Annotated in this window: 26 protein-coding genes and 3 tRNA genes; 11 read left to right on the top strand and 18 right to left on the bottom strand. The window is 49.0% G+C overall.

The window, feature by feature from the left end:
• Positions 1-196: 196 nt before the first annotated feature.
• Genes QZJ86_RS15680 through QZJ86_RS15690 form a run of 3 tightly spaced genes read left to right on the top strand, consistent with a single transcriptional unit; the run spans position 197 to position 1818 of the window.
• Positions 197-631, top strand: coding sequence for a GlcG/HbpS family heme-binding protein (locus tag QZJ86_RS15680; protein ID WP_301671407.1), 435 nt, complete (start codon positions 197-199; stop codon positions 629-631).
• A gap of 44 nt (positions 632-675) precedes the next feature.
• Positions 676-1407, top strand: coding sequence for a rubredoxin-like domain-containing protein (locus tag QZJ86_RS15685; RefSeq protein WP_407081665.1), 732 nt, complete (start codon positions 676-678; stop codon positions 1405-1407).
• A 9-nt stretch (positions 1408-1416) separates the two neighbouring features.
• The gene (locus QZJ86_RS15690; protein ID WP_301671410.1) at positions 1417-1818 is read left to right on the top strand and encodes a thiol-disulfide oxidoreductase DCC family protein; all 402 of its coding nucleotides are present in this window, start codon (positions 1417-1419) and stop codon (positions 1816-1818) included.
• A gap of 661 nt (positions 1819-2479) precedes the next feature.
• Here the strand turns inward: QZJ86_RS15690 and QZJ86_RS15695 are convergent.
• Positions 2480-3604 carry a fatty acid desaturase family protein gene (locus tag QZJ86_RS15695; RefSeq protein WP_301671411.1) on the bottom strand — a complete coding sequence of 375 codons (1125 nt, stop codon included), beginning with the start codon at positions 3602-3604 and terminating at the stop codon, positions 2480-2482.
• A gap of 647 nt (positions 3605-4251) precedes the next feature.
• The gene (locus QZJ86_RS15700; RefSeq protein WP_301671412.1) at positions 4252-4800 is read right to left on the bottom strand and encodes a winged helix-turn-helix domain-containing protein; all 549 of its coding nucleotides are present in this window, start codon (positions 4798-4800) and stop codon (positions 4252-4254) included.
• 632 nt (positions 4801-5432) lie between these two features.
• Here QZJ86_RS15700 and QZJ86_RS15705 point away from each other — a divergent pair.
• Together QZJ86_RS15705 and QZJ86_RS15710 are read left to right on the top strand one after the other, a co-directional pair.
• Positions 5433-5843, top strand: a complete 411-nt coding sequence (locus QZJ86_RS15705; RefSeq protein WP_301671413.1) for a hypothetical protein — start codon at positions 5433-5435, stop codon at positions 5841-5843.
• Between the two features lie 788 nt (positions 5844-6631).
• Complete coding sequence (locus QZJ86_RS15710) at positions 6632-7012, top strand: hypothetical protein (RefSeq protein WP_301671414.1); 381 nt, start codon at positions 6632-6634, stop codon at positions 7010-7012.
• 209 nt (positions 7013-7221) lie between these two features.
• Here the strand turns inward: QZJ86_RS15710 and QZJ86_RS15715 are convergent, their stop codons facing one another.
• The 3 genes from QZJ86_RS15715 to QZJ86_RS15725 all read right to left on the bottom strand — a co-directional run bounded on the left by QZJ86_RS15715 (position 7222) and on the right by QZJ86_RS15725 (position 8613).
• Entirely contained in the window at positions 7222-7395 is a 174-nt protein-coding gene (locus tag QZJ86_RS15715) for a hypothetical protein (RefSeq protein ID WP_301671415.1), read from the bottom strand.
• Between the two features lie 120 nt (positions 7396-7515).
• Positions 7516-8358: an endonuclease/exonuclease/phosphatase family protein gene (locus QZJ86_RS15720; RefSeq protein WP_301671416.1), complete on the bottom strand. Its 843-nt coding sequence runs from the start codon at positions 8356-8358 to the stop codon at positions 7516-7518.
• Between the two features lie 42 nt (positions 8359-8400).
• Positions 8401-8613, bottom strand: a complete 213-nt coding sequence (locus QZJ86_RS15725) for a DUF6447 family protein (RefSeq protein ID WP_301671417.1) — start codon at positions 8611-8613, stop codon at positions 8401-8403.
• Positions 8614-9167: 554 nt separating this feature from the next.
• Here QZJ86_RS15725 and QZJ86_RS21515 point away from each other — a divergent pair.
• The 3 genes from QZJ86_RS21515 to QZJ86_RS15735 are packed head-to-tail and all read left to right on the top strand — an operon-like array spanning position 9168 to position 9769.
• A complete protein-coding gene (locus tag QZJ86_RS21515; RefSeq protein WP_320415827.1) occupies positions 9168-9410 on the top strand; it encodes a DUF5681 domain-containing protein in 243 nt (80 codons plus the stop codon).
• A complete protein-coding gene (locus tag QZJ86_RS21520) occupies positions 9340-9570 on the top strand; it encodes a hypothetical protein (RefSeq protein ID WP_320415858.1) in 231 nt (76 codons plus the stop codon). Before QZJ86_RS21515 ends, QZJ86_RS21520 begins: the two co-directional genes overlap by 71 nt.
• On the top strand, positions 9560-9769 hold the full coding sequence (locus tag QZJ86_RS15735; protein ID WP_301671419.1) for a hypothetical protein: 210 nt from the start codon (positions 9560-9562) through the stop codon (positions 9767-9769). Before QZJ86_RS21520 ends, QZJ86_RS15735 begins: the two co-directional genes overlap by 11 nt.
• 494 nt (positions 9770-10263) lie before the next feature.
• Here the strand turns inward: QZJ86_RS15735 and QZJ86_RS15740 are convergent.
• The 4 genes from QZJ86_RS15740 to csrA all read right to left on the bottom strand — a co-directional run bounded on the left by QZJ86_RS15740 (position 10264) and on the right by csrA (position 10789).
• Positions 10264-10339: transfer RNA gene (locus QZJ86_RS15740), tRNA-Asn, on the bottom strand.
• A gap of 25 nt (positions 10340-10364) precedes the next feature.
• Positions 10365-10441: transfer RNA gene (locus QZJ86_RS15745), tRNA-Arg, on the bottom strand.
• 56 nt (positions 10442-10497) lie between these two features.
• A tRNA-Ser gene (locus tag QZJ86_RS15750) sits at positions 10498-10588 on the bottom strand.
• 9 nt (positions 10589-10597) lie between these two features.
• Positions 10598-10789, bottom strand: a complete 192-nt coding sequence (gene csrA / locus QZJ86_RS15755; RefSeq protein WP_301671420.1) for a carbon storage regulator CsrA — start codon at positions 10787-10789, stop codon at positions 10598-10600.
• 312 nt (positions 10790-11101) lie between these two features.
• On the opposite strand from csrA, the gene QZJ86_RS15760 reads away from it, so the two are divergent.
• The gene (locus QZJ86_RS15760) at positions 11102-11611 is read left to right on the top strand and encodes a hypothetical protein (protein WP_301671421.1); all 510 of its coding nucleotides are present in this window, start codon (positions 11102-11104) and stop codon (positions 11609-11611) included.
• Between the two features lie 41 nt (positions 11612-11652).
• Here QZJ86_RS15760 and QZJ86_RS15765 read toward each other — a convergent pair whose 3' ends face one another.
• From QZJ86_RS15765 to def, 4 genes are read right to left on the bottom strand one after another with little or no spacing between them, the layout of a single operon-like run.
• Positions 11653-11961, bottom strand: coding sequence for a DUF2845 domain-containing protein (locus QZJ86_RS15765; RefSeq protein WP_301671422.1), 309 nt, complete (start codon positions 11959-11961; stop codon positions 11653-11655).
• 29 nt (positions 11962-11990) lie between these two features.
• Positions 11991-12824, bottom strand: a complete 834-nt coding sequence (locus QZJ86_RS15770; RefSeq protein WP_301671423.1) for a quinoprotein dehydrogenase-associated SoxYZ-like carrier — start codon at positions 12822-12824, stop codon at positions 11991-11993.
• A gap of 21 nt (positions 12825-12845) precedes the next feature.
• Entirely contained in the window at positions 12846-13760 is a 915-nt protein-coding gene (locus QZJ86_RS15775; RefSeq protein WP_301671425.1) for a quinoprotein relay system zinc metallohydrolase 2, read from the bottom strand.
• A gap of 11 nt (positions 13761-13771) precedes the next feature.
• Positions 13772-14299, bottom strand: a complete 528-nt coding sequence (gene def / locus QZJ86_RS15780; protein ID WP_301671427.1) for a peptide deformylase — start codon at positions 14297-14299, stop codon at positions 13772-13774.
• Between the two features lie 197 nt (positions 14300-14496).
• Here def and QZJ86_RS15785 point away from each other — a divergent pair, with 197 nt between their 5' ends.
• Positions 14497-14838, top strand: coding sequence for an HvfA family oxazolone/thioamide-modified RiPP metallophore (locus QZJ86_RS15785; RefSeq protein WP_301671428.1), 342 nt, complete (start codon positions 14497-14499; stop codon positions 14836-14838).
• Positions 14839-14885: 47 nt separating this feature from the next.
• Here the strand turns inward: QZJ86_RS15785 and QZJ86_RS15790 are convergent, their stop codons facing one another.
• The 5 genes from QZJ86_RS15790 to QZJ86_RS15810 all read right to left on the bottom strand — a co-directional run bounded on the left by QZJ86_RS15790 (position 14886) and on the right by QZJ86_RS15810 (position 18513).
• Positions 14886-15209 (bottom strand): HesB/IscA family protein, encoded by a 324-nt coding sequence (locus QZJ86_RS15790; protein ID WP_301671429.1) that lies wholly within the window; start codon positions 15207-15209, stop codon positions 14886-14888.
• 2 nt (positions 15210-15211) lie between these two features.
• Complete coding sequence (locus tag QZJ86_RS15795) at positions 15212-16327, bottom strand: cysteine desulfurase family protein (protein WP_301671430.1); 1116 nt, start codon at positions 16325-16327, stop codon at positions 15212-15214.
• Positions 16328-16813: a Fe-S cluster assembly transcriptional regulator IscR gene (gene iscR / locus QZJ86_RS15800; RefSeq protein ID WP_301671431.1), complete on the bottom strand. Its 486-nt coding sequence runs from the start codon at positions 16811-16813 to the stop codon at positions 16328-16330.
• A 217-nt stretch (positions 16814-17030) separates the two neighbouring features.
• Positions 17031-17783 carry a serine O-acetyltransferase gene (cysE, locus tag QZJ86_RS15805; protein WP_301671432.1) on the bottom strand — a complete coding sequence of 251 codons (753 nt, stop codon included), beginning with the start codon at positions 17781-17783 and terminating at the stop codon, positions 17031-17033.
• Positions 17784-17787: 4 nt separating this feature from the next.
• Positions 17788-18513 (bottom strand): RNA methyltransferase, encoded by a 726-nt coding sequence (locus QZJ86_RS15810; protein ID WP_301671433.1) that lies wholly within the window; start codon positions 18511-18513, stop codon positions 17788-17790.
• Between the two features lie 93 nt (positions 18514-18606).
• Here QZJ86_RS15810 and QZJ86_RS15815 point away from each other — a divergent pair, with 93 nt between their 5' ends.
• Positions 18607-19401: an inositol monophosphatase family protein gene (locus tag QZJ86_RS15815; RefSeq protein ID WP_301671434.1), complete on the top strand. Its 795-nt coding sequence runs from the start codon at positions 18607-18609 to the stop codon at positions 19399-19401.
• The last annotated feature ends 8 nt before the right edge of the window (positions 19402-19409 follow it).

The raw sequence follows: 19409 nt of genomic DNA on the forward strand, positions 1-19409 counted from the left end.
AACCCGCTTCCAATTTGCGTCTGCACTTCACATTGACGACCGCGGAGGCATATCTCCGAAACAGTTTTAGCATACTACGCGATTAGGCCAACCAACGGACAGCTATAGCCTCCGTTCGCCGCCTGATCGCATCGGAAAGATAATCTCGATCGCATAAGAAGACAGATTTCCATCGCCACTACCTAAGGAGAGCATCATGCACGTCAGTTACGAACAAGCAGAAAAGGCGATTGCCGCTGCACTTGCCGAATCGAAAAAGCTGGGCACGCAAATGTGTATCGCCGTAGTCGATTCCGGCGCCGATTTGAAGGCATTTACCCGCATGAACGGTGCTTGGGTCGGCAGCATCGATATCGCCATCAAAAAAGCCAAGACCGCCTGTTTCTTCGGGATGAATACCGGACAAATCGGCCAGCTTTCACAGCCGGGCAGACCACTGTACGGCATCGAACATTCGAACCAGGGGCTGATTACCTTTCCCGGCGGCGTGCCGATAGTCGATCAGGATGGGGTGCTGATTGGCGCAATCGGCGTCAGCGGCAGTTCGGTGGAAAACGATCATCAGGTCGCCAAAGCAGGCGTGGATGTGATCGGGCTGTCCGATTTACCCTCTCATCCCTGGCGAACCTGAGCGCCAAATTTATTCATGACGATGACGTCACGGGAAAGTGCATGATGACTACGCAAAATCTCCCACGGGACACGCAACAATGGGTTTGCTTACAATGCGGGTATAACATGATCGGTGAAATGCCTGACATTTGTCCGTTTTGCGGCGCCCGGCATGATCGTTTCATGACTTGGGACGACGCCGAAAAGACCTATAGCGTCACCACCCACGCGGTAAACGATGTGGTCAGCCAATTGCTTTCGGTGCCGAAACTGGGACTGGAGCACGCTGCTTATCGCATCGAAACCAAGACCGGCGCGGTCTGGATCGATTCGCCATCGGCTTTCAACCGCAATTTGGCGCCAGTGGATGCCATCTTGTTCACCCACCATCATTTCCTCGGTGCATCCAATCAATATCGGCGCCTCTGGCATTCGGAAGTCTGGCTGCATGACCTGGATGCCAAACATCGGTTAGTGACTTTATTTGATATAGACCGGCGTTTTAGCAATGACTTTACTGCCTATGGTATTGAGGCCTATCACGTCGGTGGTCACACACCTGGATTTACCTTTTATATCTATCTCGATGTGTTGTTCATCTGCGATTATGTGTTTCTGACGGAGACCGGCATGTATTTCAATCCCTACGGGCCAGAGCAGGACACCCTGAATCAGGCGCGGCGGATTTATGACGTCGTTAGTGCCAAATGCTTGAAAACAGTCTGTGGCTATAACTACATCGCCCATTTTGCCGATTGGCTACCCCAATTCGAGCATCTTGTTCGGACACAGTAAGATATCACGATGCCGTCAAACCTTGGATCGACTCATCAGGATAGCGCCGATCAAGATAAGTTGGTGGTTTATTATGACGGTGCATGCCCAAAATGCGTACGCGATCGAGAAACTTATGAAAAACTGGCGGGCTCTCCCAGCGAAGAGGTTTGCTGGTTCGATATAACTGGGCGAGAAAGTCAATTGCAGGAACTGGGGATCGATCCGCAAAAAGCCTTATCCGAATTACATGTGCGCGATACAAATGGCCGGATCGTTTCGGAACTGGATGCCTACATTCTGTTGATGAACAAAGTGCCGTTATTAAAACCCCTTGCTTGGATAATCGGCCTGCCGTTGATTCGGCTCTTATTGGCTAGACTGTATCATTGGCTAGTCGACCGCCGCTTACGAATAAGGGGCTTGCGTTGATGTTGTTTACCGTCTGAAAACCAGCGCCCCACCCCCGCCTTTTCCCGGCATTCAATAGCAATTACGCCGCTACCGGGGCTGGCTTATGATTGCGTCGTTACCCTACCGTCGGCACCTACTGTTTTGGTCCGTAGAATGGATTCATAAACCGGCCGGCCGACGAAACAAATCGGCTGATGCTTCATTTATCCTTTCGAGTCATCCAAATTCCTGGCTACTCAATCATTGCTTCAGTTAAGCATTTTATAAGACAGCGCGGAGAAAATGTTTCCAACGACATTACATATCTAAGCTGGAGAACCCACAATATGCCAAAGCCAAAATTGAAGACAATCAAACATATCTGGATTTGCTCATGCCCTATCGCAATCGGAGCCGGTCATTCCGCCGAGGAGGCATACAAGCGCTGGAATGATAACTGGGTGGCAAAAACGGCGTTCAGGTGAGAATCGCGATACTTTTTTCCTATCCTTGATTGGTCACCGACATCTGTTTGATTGCGAACCGGTATAAAACACCGGCGCTATTATGAGTAGGCAGCGGGGTTTTTATGCCTAGCGACAGTGGCGTGAGGACTGGTAAAGCGTTGGTGATCATCCAACTCTATAGAACAATTGCATAGCGTTACCTTCGAAAAAACTAAAACCGCAACATAGAATTACTAAGCCGCCGCCGGCTTCAACATTGAAGTTTTCCCCACCATAATATCCACTGCTTTCAATAGGCGTTTGAAAACCGATTGTTGAAGATACGGAATATTATGCTTTTCGCACAACGCCTTTACCTGCGGCTGTAGTTTTTGATATTGGCTGAGCGGCAAATCCGGCCACAAATGATGTTCGATTTGATAGTTCAACCAACCGTAGAAGAAGTCGTTGAGATTTGACCCGGTCGGATAATTCACGGAACCGAGAATCTGCCGCAGATAGAACTCGCCCTTGCCTTTGGCTTTTTCATCAAAGGCCATCACATCATCGCCGGCATGATTGGGGATCATGACCAAAAAGCTGTGCATATTGGTGAAGATTTCCGCCAAGATGGAATTGATCAATACGCTCAGGACGGCAAAGCTGCCCAACGGTAAGAATAGCACCGGCAGCAAAACAAAACGGTAGGCGCTATAAGGCAAGATACTTTGCCCCCACAACGCACGGCCTTGCGGGGTAAACAAGCTCCACGCCCCGACACGCGTCATCTCGGGCGCAGGCAGGCCCTGTTGCCTAGCAGCATTGAGGTATAGTTCTTTATGGGTGCGAGGCGTGTAATAGCTGACTTTCCAGATACCGGAAAAGAATGCCACGATCAAATAACGTTGCCACATTGGCAGACTGGATTGCCTGAGCCATTCCATGTTGTGTTGGGCGTTGTTGGGATCTGCGATTTCGCCCAAATTGTAGTGATGCAATAAATCATGCTCATGGTGCCAACCGGCAGGTGTCATCCAATCCGGCCAATCGAGAAACCGCCGCCAACCTCGAGCAAATGTTTTGCTGCTGTATTGCGTGCGTGTCGTTTCCAGTTTGTCATAGCCTTTATGCACCACCGGATGCCCAACTTGGGTCCAACGGGTGAAACTACCCTGGCTAATCAGCAAGGCGGAAATCGGATTAGGAAAAATCCAGGCCGTACCATAACCAATCAGCGAACAAATTTTCCCCCAGCGTTCCATTTTTTTAAAATGGATAACATCTTCAGGGCCTATATCGGCAAGGGCTTGCCTGTGGAGTTGGGTAATATCGTTGGCTAATTGTTGGCGATCAACCGCGAGGTAACTAGTTAAACTCAAAATGTATGGTCTCTGGCGTATAAAGGGGAATAGTAAGGGACTGCAAAACGGAAATCAGTGCAAACGCCGATCCGAAGTATCAAAATCCACCCGATCAGGCAAAAAAAGGGCCTGCATTTCTGCAAGCCCTTAATTTATTTGGCTCCCCCGGACGGGCTCGAACCGCCGACCTAGTGATTAACAGAACGACGGCGAGTGGCGACTCGGGCTAGCAAGTCGAAGAAATTGTAACACTTTTCCGCGAGGTCCTTTACGGCCTCTTTCAAACCGAACTTATTCCGAACCTTTTCGCTCGGAAAAAGCCGAACTTTCCCGCTAAGCTGAACATGCGCAAGGGATTTTTAGCTACCGCTCCGACCCAGCGCCGAATTTTCCGAACCGAACCCCGTGCTTCGCGCCAAACTCTGCCGATTTGCAGGGGTTCGCGCTGTAGGCAGGGAAATCAGCCTAGACTAGCACCCAGAGGCGCCCGAATCGGCACATGTCGGACGTCATATAGGGGCGGGGCGCCAGCGGCACACCTCGGAGCAGTATGTGGCAGGGTACGGCGGACGGGGTTGGTGATGCAGCCGTTTATAGTAGCGTCTGGCCCAGCTCTGGGCAATTGAGGCCCTCCCCGCGATGAGCAGTTTCCCCAGCGTGAAAAATCACCCCTTCAGCACGATCGTCTCGACTTGGTCTCCCCCTCTAGCAGACAGGGTTATTTTGTCTTCCTGCGCTAACCAGCCAATACTTCGTTGGATGATGGCCTCTTCCTCCGGCAGCACATAGACTAATTTCGCAACCGGTGTGGCGCCGTTTTCAGCCAAATGATGCCAGATGACCCCGGCGGTCAATCCTATCCGCTCATACATAGAAATGACGACTGGAGCCACACTCGACTCGGGCTCCACTGCAGGCGCTACTTTTGGGGCTTTTGGCTTTGGACTGTTTTTTTTCGGTGCTGCTTTAGCAACCGGAGCTTCCGGCGTTTTTTCGACGCTATCTGTGGAAATCGGCACCTCGCCAGTTGTTTTCGTAGTGTCATGGGCAATGGCTACTTTGGACTTGGTTTTGGTTCCGCCTGGTGAAGCCGGAGCTTCTTGCGTGTCTTTAACGACAACTGACTTGGCAATGGTTTTTTTAGTCGCTTTCACCGACCTAGACTTTTCAGGTGTAGCGACTGGTGTTTCAGAAACTGTCGTAGTTTTTTTCATAATGGCATTCAGATGGTTAAGGAAAGAAGTGTTTTCGACATACGAGGCTACGACAAATCGGTCGAATCACTTACCACTGATTCTGCAATTGTCATTTGCTTACCCACTTTACGATCCATTTTCATATCATCACAACCAGACAGGACCAGTGCCAACAACATAATATATTTTGTTTTTCGCATGCAATCCTCCATAGGAATTGGTTTTCTTGGTATGGTACAGAATATATCTAAGTGGCGCCCTAAGAAAAATAACAAGGTCTTAGCATTCTCGCCTATTGCGGTTACCCACGAAAGCCTGTGTTCGACCGATTGTGTTGAAAAAGGCTCTTGTGTGGAAAAATCAATTTTTAGCTAAATTGTTTATCATTGAAAACAATAAGTTAAAGATTAATTGTCAGCAAAATTGGCCAAATTCACCAAAAACCGACTTTTTCAAAAAAATAGACCCAACGTCTGACTTCGCCACAAATTATTTGATGTCTGTTTAGTGATAGTAACGGACTTTATCACCTCGAGCTTCTACAATAGGGAAGAGATTATTGTGATATTGACCTAGATAACTGGGGTTAGAGACTGTCTCGCTTCATTTTATTATTACTGTAGAAACCATTTATCCTTTTGAGATCGACGATGACTGAACCTACTCCGAATGAAATTATGGCTGCCTATGCGGCAAATGCAGTTAATTTCGCTCAAAGCAATTTTGGCATATCACTTGATTTTACTGTTGAGAGCGTTGAACTAGTTGAAGCGCTAGCAAACCGACTATTTCATACTCGACCCAAGGGCTTCATAGCGAAGCTCTTTCGCAAAGAGCCATCAGATAAGGACGTCCAAAATGTTTGTAAAATGCTTGGGAGTTATATAGGGGAGGTATATCGTCAGAACAAGGGTGGTGAATGGCAGATTAACCATGACCACCAAGCTATCGGCTTGTTGGAGGGTGAAACTTGGATTTTTCCCCTTGCCAAAGTACTCAAGCGTATTACTAATGGAAAAAAGGATGACTTGAATTTGTACTTTGCTGAAATCCTTGAATAGCGGCAAGTTTCTTCAAATTGAAGATTTGTTAGATCTATCTCGAGCAGATACAGCGACAAAAGGCCTCGACCAGTTCGTCTAAGAATTGACCTGTGAATTGAGCCGGCACAAGGGCCTGTGTCGTAGTCTCCTCGATGTCTGTGGATAACTTTTGTGACCAAACCGTGACCAGAAATCCTAAGCATTTACTTTTCGATGAAACACGTCAGACTGGCTAAAAAGGGGGCAATTCTGAACACCACAAAGTAAACAATTCGCCGATGTCTTGACGGAAATCAAAGTCCTTAGCAGGATTCTGATTCAGTATATTCCGACATTCAGAACGACCAGGAGGTTGTGATGGACAATGACATTTTAATCAATCAAGCACGTCAACTTTATGCCGCATTACTCGCCAAGGAGGCGACTACATCCCTAGAACGCCCCAGCAGATTGGAACATCTTGGCCGCTTAATAATTGGCGCCTATTGCCGTTACCAGCGTCGGTTAAATCGTTGTGTTTTGTGTTATCAGAACCGTACTGACATTTGTATTCGAGAGCCAGGGAAAAAGCATACTCCGTGTACACGTCATCGGCCCTCCCTAGGTACCACATTACCAAAAGATGGATATAACAGTAACACATTAGTGATTACTGATGATTTATGGTCTTAAATATTTGATTCGATAGGTTTGATCACTTTTGATTTGACATCATTATCTCGTCCCAATCGTTTTGGACTGATTCCCAACAAAAACAGTATAAACGGTATATACTGTTAACCTCGCTGCCAGTTTGGGAAACCGTGATGAATACCAAAAAACCAAAGTCAAAAACGGAAGCTACACGGCCAGCCGAAAACGAGCCGGTCATTGCTGAATCAAATATAAAGCCTGAACTCGAAACCACTTTTGAAACAGCCGATAACGAAGAAAAAACTTCGGTTAAAAAAAGAAAGGTCTCAAAAACCAAAGTCATTAGAGATAGCTTTTCATTTCCAGAACACGATTACCGGAAAATTTCGGAACTGAAAAAAACCTGCTTAGCCGCTGGAATTCATGTGAAGAAAAGTGAAATTCTCCGGGCTGGCTTGTATCTATTGACCCAGGCAAATCCGGAAGAACTCAAAAAAGCCATAGAGAACGTGGACAAAGTACCTACGGGACGCCCAAGTTTCAAGACTGATTAGCTATCAGGCTTTTGGACCCACTTGTTAGTAACCATCTCACTGGCCGATCAGAAAGTGCAATTGCAGTTTACAAAGCACTTTCTAACCCAAGCAACCTAACATCGTGGTGCGATATTTTCTCAACGATTGCGCTTCGAAAGAGAAAACATTGGGATCCTGTCTGTATATAGTGGCTTTTATCCAATCCGAATGGGAATTGCCAAAGGTTTCTACGCGATAAAGTTTTGCAGCCTCCGTTCGCTGGCTTCCCATGGCACGATGATCGGAAACTTGGTGACTTTAACTTCCGAAGGCAATGGTTTGTCGAGACGAAAATAGTGACTATCGCCATTCACCAGGACCAGCGGTGTTCCGAAAAAATTGGTTTCGGCTGCCAATGCCACAATGGAATCTTCATAGCCTGTAAGATTGGCGTTGGGAATAGCCACGCATGTAGAGCGCGATCAGCATCGAAGAAAAATTGACAGTTTTATGACGCCGTGTGCGTCCTGTGCACCAAACAATCAAAACAAGTGAAACCTAGCCAAATATCCGAAATGATCGGAAACAGTAGGATAAAAGCCGTCATTAAAAATGACATCCATGGATTTAACTCGCATCGGATGACCGTTTCGCTTGAAGATATGATCAATACGTTTGGGCGGACTATGTTGCCAACCGTCTATCTGGCCGCGAAAACTCGGTTCGTAAAATCGATGGGGATGTAATTCGTAAAATTGGTCCACATATTCCGCATGGCCTACGATATGGCGATAGGCTTGCTCGCCGGCAGGTGCATTGAAGTCCCCTACCATTAATTCCGCCCTGATGCCGAAATGCCGACGAGAATCGATAAGTTGTTTCAAACGTCGGTATTCATCGAAAAAACCGTGATGTGTCCAGCTCAAATGCACATTGGCAACATGTAACATCCCAAACCAGGGTACATCGATGCAGGATAAGGTGATATTGCGAGACATATAATTATCTTTGCGCTGATCATCGGAAACATAGGCCGAGTAATTGTGATGCATGGGATAACGACTTAAAATCGCCGTGCCCTCCCGCCACCTGTAAAAGCCTATGTGACTCCAATCTTGGTGGATGTGATACCAAAGCCCCCAGTAACGCAGTTTACTGCAAATCCGAAACGCCATATTGGAAGGCGACTCGCCATAAGGCTGGGTAATCGGATCGTGCCTGTATTCGCCAACCTCCTGAAAACAGACGACATCGATCTTTAAGTTCGCGATGGCTTCGGCAATGATGTGCACTTCCCGTTCATGCAGATGCATGGTTTCAAAACAACAGTGGCGAGGGTGCTGCTGATAGGTATGTAGATTGAGCGTTAACAGCGAGAATTCCATAGCGCTCGGGCATTGCCCTTACTAGTCGAAAGAGAGCGGAAATCAACCCAATTTGGAAAATTCCGCTTGCAGCGTCGCCAGAAAGCTTTCCCTAGCAACTTGTGCTATTCCCAATTGTTGTTGCAGCCGCTGTATCTCCGCGTCGACAATTTGTAGATTGGTGATTTGCGCTTTGGCGATATCGCTAAGACTGTCGATGGGATGGGTCTTGTCGCCCATGGTAAGGGTTGGTACGTTAGAGTTCACTTCGGTCATGGTGTTTTCCAGATTAATTGGTTGCAAAAAGCAAGTTAAAGCACGTCAGCGCTGATTCACGCGCCTTGAATTTTATTAGCCAAATATTACAAATTTGTTAGCAAGTTTACGTACGTCAATCCAATAAGCTATTCAAATCAACGTTTGCCAATGAGCCGAAAGAATTGTCATATTTATGTCACACAATTTTCGTATGATTGACACAAGCGAAACGGTAGTAGTTTAAATACGTTACCCGGCGACTATTAACGGTAGGAATCATCGTTTTTTCAAACCCTCCGGCTCATCAATTCGCCCCTCTCCCAATTCAATAACTTGTCTGAATTGTTCTAAGTAAAAACATATAACCTATTTAAAAACATAGGCTACCCATCCTAGCCTATCGCGCCAATCATTCACCATGGCGCGTCGTCGTGCCGCTATCGTTGGTTAATCGGCGACTATGCCAGACGCACCAACTCGATTACACGGTAACACTCAGTGCCGATGGTTTTTGCCATGTGGTTGTGGAATCGATACCCTCAACTTATTGAATTGTGCAGAGATAGAACAACATGCCAACACCAAAATTCAAACCCGGCCAAAGCGGAAACCCAGCAGGCCGACCTAAAGACAAGACGCCGGCGACATTGCTTAGAAAATCGATTCTTGGTGACATGCCGGACGTTTTAAAAAAACTGGTCGAGCTAGCCAAGGGCGGAGACGTGGCAGCGGCAAAGGTTTTGATTGATAGTTTGCCCACCGCGCAGGCCGCAGGCGCAGTCTGTCAATTTGCCGGTCAATGGCTCATTGGCTGAGCAAGGCGGCGAAATCATCAAGGCAACCATGGCCGGACGTATCCCGCCCGACATTGGCAGCCAATTGATAACCGCACTCGCGGCACAGTCCAAAATTATCGAAGCGGAAGAACTCACCAAACGAATCGAAGCCTTGGAGAAAAAGCACGATGAGCATTAAAACCCGATTGGAACGACTCGAGGGAAAAACGGTTGATATTGGCTTGGCTGATCGGCTAGCGAATGCACGCCTGAAACAATCATCAAAGCCATTGCATGCCAAAGCGGAATTGGAAGCCATAGCCGCACGAAACCCTGACTCATTGGCGGCAAGGCTGGCGCGTGGTGCTATGAGGACTGGTGCTTATGTTGATGAATAGCTGAATATGGCTTTTCGCAATCACCAAGCGATAGAAATGGCGAAGCCCGTTGGCAGGTTTGCCGGCCTCGACTCGTCCGCCTTAAATAATGACGAGAAGTTGGGTTACAGCTCTACAACGGGCTTAACCGTCACTTTAGACCACATGTTGTTCGCTTTCAATGCTGAGCGTCTGAAGTTTAGAGGGTGGGCCTTATCTACACGCGAGCAACTGCCTTTACGGTTCTCCTACGCGCTAGACGGGCCCATAACAATTAAGGTTTTTCGATGTAATGCTACCCATTCTTGGCGGCCGGCTGGCGGCAATACGAGGACAGACACTATTGAAATTGTCCGAATGGATGGCTCGCCATTCGTCGTCCCGCCAATAGGAAGCATATCAAAAGTGTTGATCGGTATTCCGAAAAAGTCGTTAAAACTGCCTACAAAATGCCTACAAATTTTCATCAGGCCAAAAAAAAGGCCTTAGGTTTTAACCTAAAGCCTTGATTTATTTGGCTCCCCCGGACGGGCTCGAACCGCCGACCTAGTGATTAACAGTCACCCGCTCTACCGACTGAGCTACAGGGGATTAATATTTTGTTTGCTTCTCGATATGGCGCGCCCGGAGAGATTCGAACTCCCGACCGCTCGGTTCGTAGCCGAGTACTCTATCCAGCTGAGCTACGGGCGCTTATCTGAGCCGCTTATTATCTTTTTTCTTTCAACCTATGTCAAGGTTTATTTTAGTGGCGGAGAGAGAGGGATTCGAACCCTCGATGCGCTTTTGGCACATACTCCCTTAGCAGGGGAGCGCCTTCGGCCTCTCGGCCATCTCTCCTAAAACTGCTCAGCCTTCCGCACTCCCTGCTTCCGACTGTTCTTTCTTAATTCTCTCGTAGATTTCTTCCCTATGAACAGATATATCCTTAGGGGCATTTACGCCAATTCGAACTTGATTCCCTTTTACCCCAAGAACCGTAACAGTCACATCGTCACCAATCATCAAGGTCTCTCCCACTCTACGAGTCAAGATAAGCATACTATCTCCCTACATTTTTAATGCGCTTGTTACTGCAACATACTCGAATCGACAATTATAGCCCTTTTTTTAAAAAAGGGAAGAAAAATCCCAAAAATGCTATATCCACTCAACCACCCCAAACTAAATACCTGCTGATTCAGAAACATACATAGACATCAAACGCATCTCATATTGAGGTTAGCCGCGACTACACCATATTCGCAAATTTACGCTTTTTGCCGAATATACTCCAAAATAGCCTATGCTAATCTCGTATGCTTCATACTTTAACCGACCTCCATCTCCAACTCCAGATCACGAGAATACAACATGCGCAAACTACCTTTGATACCTTGGCATGGATTGAGTCTATTGCTCGTCAGTGCGCTCTGCAGCGCCCCAGCATATGCAGAAAAACCGGGCCGCGGCCATGGCAATGAGCGCAAGCATTCACAACATCAGAAACACGAACGGGAAGATCAGCGAAATTACGATGATCGATCATATAACCGTGAGGATATTGGTTCGCGCCGAGAACGCTATTTCAATGACCAACACCGGCTAAGCATTAACCAATATTACACCGATCAGTATCGCTCCGGCCATTGCCCCCCCGGACTGCGGAAGAAACATAACGGCTGTCTACCGCCAGGCCAAGCCAAAAAATGGCGATTAGGTTACCCATTGCCCAGAGATGTTATTTATTACGACATCCCTTCCACCATCATCGGCCCTGCGCCTGCCGGCTATCGTTTTGTACGAGTCGCGTCGGATATTTTAATGATTGCCATCGGTAGCGGCATGGTGATGGATGCGCTAACCGATCTTAATGGGATGTAACAGCCGGCCGGGCTGATCTCTATCAACCCGGCCATTTTTGCTCAGTATCCGTAACTCAGATTACGGATTTTTTTCAACTCGCCGTCTTCAAACTCCAGCAACTGCTGGAACTTGCGCGGCCCAAAGTTATAAATCCATTCTTCTATCAACACTTCTTCGAACTGATCGATCTCCAGCGAGCCGTAGGGATGTCGCAATCGGCTGCCGCGGATCGCCTTACGCTCTTCAACCGAATCCGGCTCGCCGCATCTTTCCAATACCTCCGATTTGTGAGCACCAATCTGAACCAGCTTATGCCCGCAGCGTAACGCGAATACATCGTCGGCAGATGCCAACATCATCAATGCCATTAGTATTTTCCAGGTAGCCCGCCGAGTCATTAGGGACTAACCGTATAGCTTTGCGAGTAACTGCTACCCTTGTTGCACACATTCCGACTGGTCGGCGATTCGCAGGATACATCGGTGAACTCCGCTTTCAACTCACCGGCTTTATCGGGTACGAAGTAAAAGCGAAAATTTGGATCGGCGCTGATCGCAATATCGATTTTGGCATTGAGCACCGGTTTGTCGTTAAAAGTCACTCTCAATTGATCGATAAAGTGCGACTTTCTGATAAATCGAGTCATCTGATCCATCTGCATACCGGTGAGGTTGGGATGGCTAATCATGAGTTGCGTCAACGCCGGCTGCCCGCTCTGAATCCCATCGTCGAGACGGAATTTAACCTTGCCGATCCGTTTCATAGCTTCGTCCAGATCGGCGCCGATCGGCGCCGAACAGCCGCCGCTAGCTTTGACAAACTTCTTGGTCATACTCAGCTTGCCGTCGTTGGTCTCGGCGATCGCGCGAATATCGCTATAGGTATTGACCCTCACTCGCATAGCCAGATCGGCCTTGCCACTTTCCGGGAAAAACTCGAATTCGCCGACGAACGGAAACGGATTTTTATCGACAAATAACCAGATCTTTTTGATGTATTTGTCTTTGCTTTGCAGAAATTTACTGCTGACCTTAACCGGCACGATAGCCGGATCTTCGGCCCGATAAGGCACATCCAATTCGATGGCCGCATTGGATTCTTCGATGCTTTTACCGGCAAAAAACTGGTTTTTCAAAACGTTGTTCCAGGTGATGTCATCACCTTCCGCCGCCGCGATCGTAGGTAAAATCAGTAAAGCCAACCAATAAAAAACGTTGTAGGGTTTGTGCATGAGTGCGCTCCTCTGTGATATTCAGTCTTCCCATTCCAATTCGGCAAACGCGATCGTGACGTTTTTACGGTGGAATTGCTCATATAACTGCCAATCGTTTTTTGCCGCCAAACCGACCGTTTCGACAGCTTGTTCCAAGGTTTTGCCCTGCTTGATCATGGCCCTGATTTCACGCGCCAACCCGGTCAAATAAGCCTTTTGCGGCTGCATACTAACAGGCCAATCAGTTACCAACCTGCCATGCCCAGGAATGACCAATTTGTAGCGATTCTGCTCCAGCCTATCTAACTCCGCCAGCCAGCCTTTAAGGCTGCCATCTACCACCGGTATGTGCTCCAGAAATAGCAAATCGGCCAACCACATGGTATCGGTGGTCTTGTCATAAACGCTCAAATCGTTATCGGTATGGGCGCTGGGATGAGCGGTCAACACCAATTCGCGATTACCCAGATTCAAGGTCATGGTATCTTTTACCTGCAAATCGGGCGAAATAATATTGTCTTGATTGATATGAATGTCCAGCGTTTCCGCCGCCCGGCTCAAATAATGCTCGCCGCGCGTTGCCATGGCTCGCGCCAACTTATGATGGCCGACGAACTGCACACCCGGTTCCTTGAAAGCGCGGTTACCGTACATGTGATCGGGATGCACATGGGTGTTAATCACATAACAAACCGGTTTAACGGTCGTTTGTTTAATGGCGTGACGTAGTGCTATACCTTGCTGCGGACTACCGCCGCTATCGATCACCGCTACGCAGCGTTCGCCGACGATAAATCCAATATTAGCGATTTCGCCGTGATTGTCCCGATCCGGCCAATGATGTTCTGATAAATGTAGATAAATCCCCGGCGCTACCTGATTGACCGATAGGGGCTCCAACGCATAACTACCGGCACTGAATAACATCCCCATCCAAAAAAACACAAACTTCATGCAATCGACTCCTATACGGCGATGCGTTTGAAAAACTCGGTTTCGGAAATAATATCTCGGTTATTTTCGACTCTATCCAGATATACCAACCCCAGCAAATGATCGAATTCATGCTGAAAGACGCGGGCTGGAAAGCCCTGCAACGGCAAATGACAGATCTCGCCCAACTGATTCCGATACTCGATATCAATGGCTTGATAGCGCGGCACCAAGGCCCGAACGCCGGGTACGCTTAAACATCCCTCCCAATCCTTATGCAAGGCGCCATCGACAATCTCAAAGCTCGGATTGATCATCAAAATCGGCGGCATATCCGGGGCATGAGGGTAACGGGCTGTAGGCCGAGAAGCAATAATCAGAATCTGCCAGGATGCGCCCAATTGCGGCGCCGCTATACCGACCCCACCGGCCTCCAGCATCGTATCGTGCATAGTTTCGATCAGGCTATGGAACTCGGGGCTGGCAAAGTCGTCAACAGGCTGCGCCTGCCGGCGTAATACTTCCGCGCCCAATTGCGCTATGGGTGTTTTTAAGGTCATGGTTGTAGCGAACATCGCATCGGCAGGTTGCAGAAAATAGTCGTTTCGGGCGCCAGTATACTGCCGATCCGCGCAATCTTCCCGCCTTTACTTTACTAGGCTTTTTTGTGATATTAGCGGCAGGCCCATCGCCGAAAATACGTGGATCCGGTCGCCAATCGTTTATTACAACAATTAGTTTTTCCACAGGAGATAGTATGAAAAAAATCAATAAAACCCCTTTCGCCATTGCAATCGGCGCCTCCCTGCTGCCAACACTGGCCGGCAATATTGCCCAAGCCGACAGCAATCCGTTTGCGTTATCCGAGTTGAGTTCAGGTTATATGTTGACCGCCGAAGCCAAACCCGATCAAGCCGGTGCAGATAAAATGAAAGACGGTGCGTGTGGAGAAGGCAAATGCGGCGCATCCATGAAAAAAAGCACTGACACCAAAGCGGCTACAGAAGGCAAGTGCGCCGGCAACAAACCGGCACCGGCTGCCGATAAAGCTGCCGACGGTAAAAAAACGGAAGGCAATTGCGGCGCTAATATGAAATAAGCGCCGGTGACGCCGGCTTTGTCATCGACAAAGCCGGCATTAGTTCGTTAAACCGAAAAGCTCTCCCCACAACCGCAAGTTCCCTTAACGTTCGGATTGTTGAATTTGAATGCTTCGTTAAAGCCTTCCTTGGCATAATCCAACTCGATGCCGCTCAATTTATCCAAATCCGCCTGTTTGACCAGCACTTTCACATCGTATTGATCGAAGATCACATCATCCGCTTCGGCCTGGTCGGCATAATCCAGTACATACGCATATCCCGAGCAGCCCGAGGTTTTAACGCCCAACCTTAAACCCAGACCGGAACCGCGTTTTTGCAGTTGTTTTTGAATTTGCCTGGCGGCACTTTCAGTAACGGTAATACTCATTGTTAACTCTCCTGATGACTGACTATCAATGCCTTTAAGGCATCGACAAATTGATCGATTTCGACTTCATGGTTATCTTTACCCAAACTGACCCGAATAGCCGCTTTAGCCAGCGACGTTTCTATACCCATCGCCGCCAACACCGGACTAATCTCGCCGGAAGAAGCCGAACACGCGGAACCGCTGGAGACCGCTATATTGCGCTGGTCAAGTTGCATCAACAGCATTTCGCCATTGATACCGGGAATGCCAAATTGCACGGTATTCGGTAATCTTTCAGCCTGTTCGGCAAAAACCACCAAACCCGGAATGCTGCGTAAAGCCTGTTCCAAGCGAGTCCTCAATGCCAGCATCCGCTCGGAGCGCTGTTCCATCTCGGCTTTGGCCAACTCAGCCGCTTTGCCAAAACCCACTATCGCCGCTACATTTTCAGTACCGGCCCGCCGACCGCGCTCCTGATCGCCGCCACGCTGTGACGCTATTAAATTAATATCCTCGGCAACCACCAGCGCCCCGCACCCCTTGGGGCCGTATATTTTGTGACTGGACAGACTCATCATCGTCACACCCAGCTTTCTAAACGAGACTGGAATTTTACCCAAGGCCTGCACGGCATCGCTATGCATCTTGACGCCCCGCTCGGCCAATAGTTCGCTTATTCCTTCGACATCCTGAATAACGCCGGTTTCGTTATTGGCCAGCATCAGCGAGACAAAGTCGCCTACTCGCCAATCCTGAGCCGCAATAACGGCCAACGGCACGATACCGGATGCATCCACCGGCAAGGTTCGTACATGCCGGTATGACGCTCGGTAATCGTGGGCATTTTCAAAAACCGAAGGATGCTCAATGGCCGAAATCCATAGCCCGGCGCCTTGTGCATTGGTCAAAGCCAAGGTATTGGCTTCGGTACCACCACTGGTGAACACAATTTGCGACGCTGGCGCGTCAATCAGTGCGGCGAGTTGCTCTCGAGCCGTATCGATCGCACTGCGGGCGATACGGCCCAGCTTATACAGACTGGAAGGATTGCCATACATCGAATTGAGATAGGGCAGCATGACTTCCACCACGCGTTCGTCGCAACGCGTGGTAGCGTTGTGATCGAAATAGATCATTTACGCGGTGCGTTTTTCCTGTCGGGCTTGCAGTTCGATGACATGTTCTACTTGCTTACCCTGTCTTTTTGCCACGTCACTAACAAAATCTCGTTCCAGCAACTGTCCCAAGCTAATTTCCTTTAAATAGGCGCGAATCTGTTCGCTCAAGCCCATCCATAAATCGTGCGTCAGACAGGGTTGATCGTTATGGCAATTAGACTTGCCGCCGCATTTGGTCGAGTCGACCGGTTCATCGACCGCTTCGATAATGTCGGCGATATTGATCTCGCGGGCATGACGGCTCAGCGTATAACCGCCGCCCGGCCCTCTAACCCCTTTCACCATACCTGCCTTGCGCAAGCGCGCAAACAACTGCTCCAGATAAGACAGGGAAATGGTTTGCCGAGTCGCAATATCAGTCAAAGTTACTGGGTTGGATTGGCTGTGAAACGCCAAATCCAGCATCGCGGTAACCGCGTAACGCCCTTTTGTGGTAAGCCGCATGTCAAACCCCTTAATAAATTAATGAAAATGAAAGCGACTATAAATAAACCCAGTAATTTGGTCAAGTATTCACTAATCGCTCTATCGTCATAATTTAAATTTCGGCCAATTGCATTGCCTTATTTCGCTTATTTTTTGTTTAGAATCAAGCCATTCCCATAAAACCCATTGCGGGAAACTCATAACGGGAAATCAACTCGGGGGACTTAACGCAATGTTATTGCTGGTCCTTAATCTCGCAGTCGTCCAACTTCGGTACGGATTGGCGGTGGCAATCGATACCTGCACTATTCAACACTTGTTGCATGTCTTCGATCTGCTTATCGAGTTGATGAATGTGGTCAAGCATCAAATTAATGGCATTGGCAATCGGGTCGGGCACATCACCAGTAGCGCCGTAGGCATCGAAGCCAATTTTCTGCGCCATCGCGTCGCGTCGGGCTTTTTCTTGCTTGGCCTTGGCATCGACGATATGCGCGGGAATGCCTACCACGGTGACACCGGCCGGCACCGATTTCACCACCACCGAATTGGAACCGACCCTAGCACCGTCGCCGATTTCAATCGGTCCCAATACCTTGGCGCCGGCGCCGATCACGACCGCGTTGCCCAAAGTCGGATGCCGCTTACCCTTGTCCCAACTGGTACCGCCCAAGGTAACGCCATGATACAAGGTACAATCGTCGCCGATCACCGCGGTTTCGCCGATTACTACGCCCATGCCATGATCGATAAAAAATCGCCGCCCGATCTGCGCGCCGGGGTGAATTTCGATGCCGGTCAACCACCGCCCCAAGAAAGACACATAACGGCCCGCCCACCGAAAACCGCGCAACCACAACCAATGGCTACAGCGATGAATCAGCATCGCATGAAAACCCGGATAGGTGGTAATCACTTCAAAAGCCGATTGCGCAGCCGGATCCCGAGCGAATACGCAGTGAATATCTTCTTTCAGTCTGGCCAACATCTGCTTACTTGGTATTGTGATTTTGCGAGAAGCGCAAAATGCCTCTCAAGATGTCCAACTCCTTGGTATCGAGCTGGGTCCGGTTGAATATCCGCCGCAAGCGACGCATGATGGACTTGGAACGTTCCGGATGCAGGAAACCTATATCCGCTATGGTTTGCTGGAGATGACCATAAAAAGCTTCCATTTGCTCCGCGGTCGCCAATGGTTCTTCGCCGTAATCCCCAACCTTGCTGACGATCTCCTGACCGGACGCCACGAATAATTCGTAACAGACCACCTGTACCGCCGCCGCCAGATTCAGCGAGCTATATTCGCTATTACAGGGTATGCGCAGCAGATAATGACATAGATCCAGCTCGTGGTTTTTCAATCCGGAGTTTTCCCGACCGAACACCAGGGCGATATTTTGCACGGGCAACGCCCCCACCCATTTTTCCGCGACTTGCCGAGCCGTCAAACTCGGCCAACTAATGGTTCTATCGCGGGCACTCGATCCCAGCACAATCCGGCAATCGGCAATGGCATCCGACAAGGAATCGAAGACCGCCGCCGTTCTCAACACATCATCGGCACCCGAGGCTCTGGCAGTGGCGTCGGCATGCGGAAAAAACTTGGGACTAACCAAGCGTAATTGATCCATCCGCATGTTTTTCATGGCTCTAGCTACCGCGCCGATATTGCCGGGATGCGAAGTTTCGACTAAAACCACTTTAAAATGAGATAGCAATGCCTGGCCTCTGTGGCTAAAAAAGCGGCGATTCTAGCAAAAGATTTGCTATTCTATCGGAGTTTTCTAACAGCTCATTTTCAATTCGAATCTATGCACCCGATGCTCAATATTGCCGTCCGCGCAGCGCGGAACGCCGGCGACCTAATCCAACGCTCCTCTCAAAACATCGAGAAACTCACCATCGACCAAAAAAGCCGTAACGACTACGCCTCGGAAGTCGATCGGGCTGCCGAGCAGGAAATCATCAAAATCATCCGCACGGCTTTTCCCGATCACGCGATTCTGGCCGAGGAAAGCGGCGAACACAAAGGCAACGATTACACTTGGATAATCGACCCATTGGACGGCACCACCAATTTTCTGCACGGATTCCCGCAATATGCCGTGTCGATCGCCTTAAAAAACAAAAACAAACTGGAATTGGGCGTGATTTACGACCCTACCCGCGACGAGCTGTTCACCGCCGAACGCGGCGGCGGCGCGATGCTTAACAATCGACGCATTCGCGTCACCAAGCAAAGCAGTATGCGCGGCGCCTTGATCGGCACCGGCTTTCCCTTCAAAACCATGGAAAACATCGAGCCTTATCTGGGCATGTTCAAAGCCGTCTGCGCCGACTCCGCCGGCATCCGCCGCGCCGGGGCAGCTGCATTGGACATGGCTTATGTTGCTTGCGGCCGACTGGATGCGTATTGGGAAATCGGCGTCAAGGAATGGGATATCGCCGCGGGGGTATTGTTGGTACAGGAAGCCGGCGGCGTCGCCACCGACTTTTCCTTTAACGACAAGTACTTGCAATCCGGAAACATTATCGTCGGCAATCCCAAAATGCACCAGTTGATGTACCACGCCATCGAACCGCATGTGCCGGCACGCTTGAAATAAAGTGCCTT

Source organism: Methylomonas montana (assembly GCF_030490285.1).
GTDB classification, from domain to species: Bacteria; Pseudomonadota; Gammaproteobacteria; order Methylococcales; family Methylomonadaceae; genus Methylomonas; species Methylomonas montana.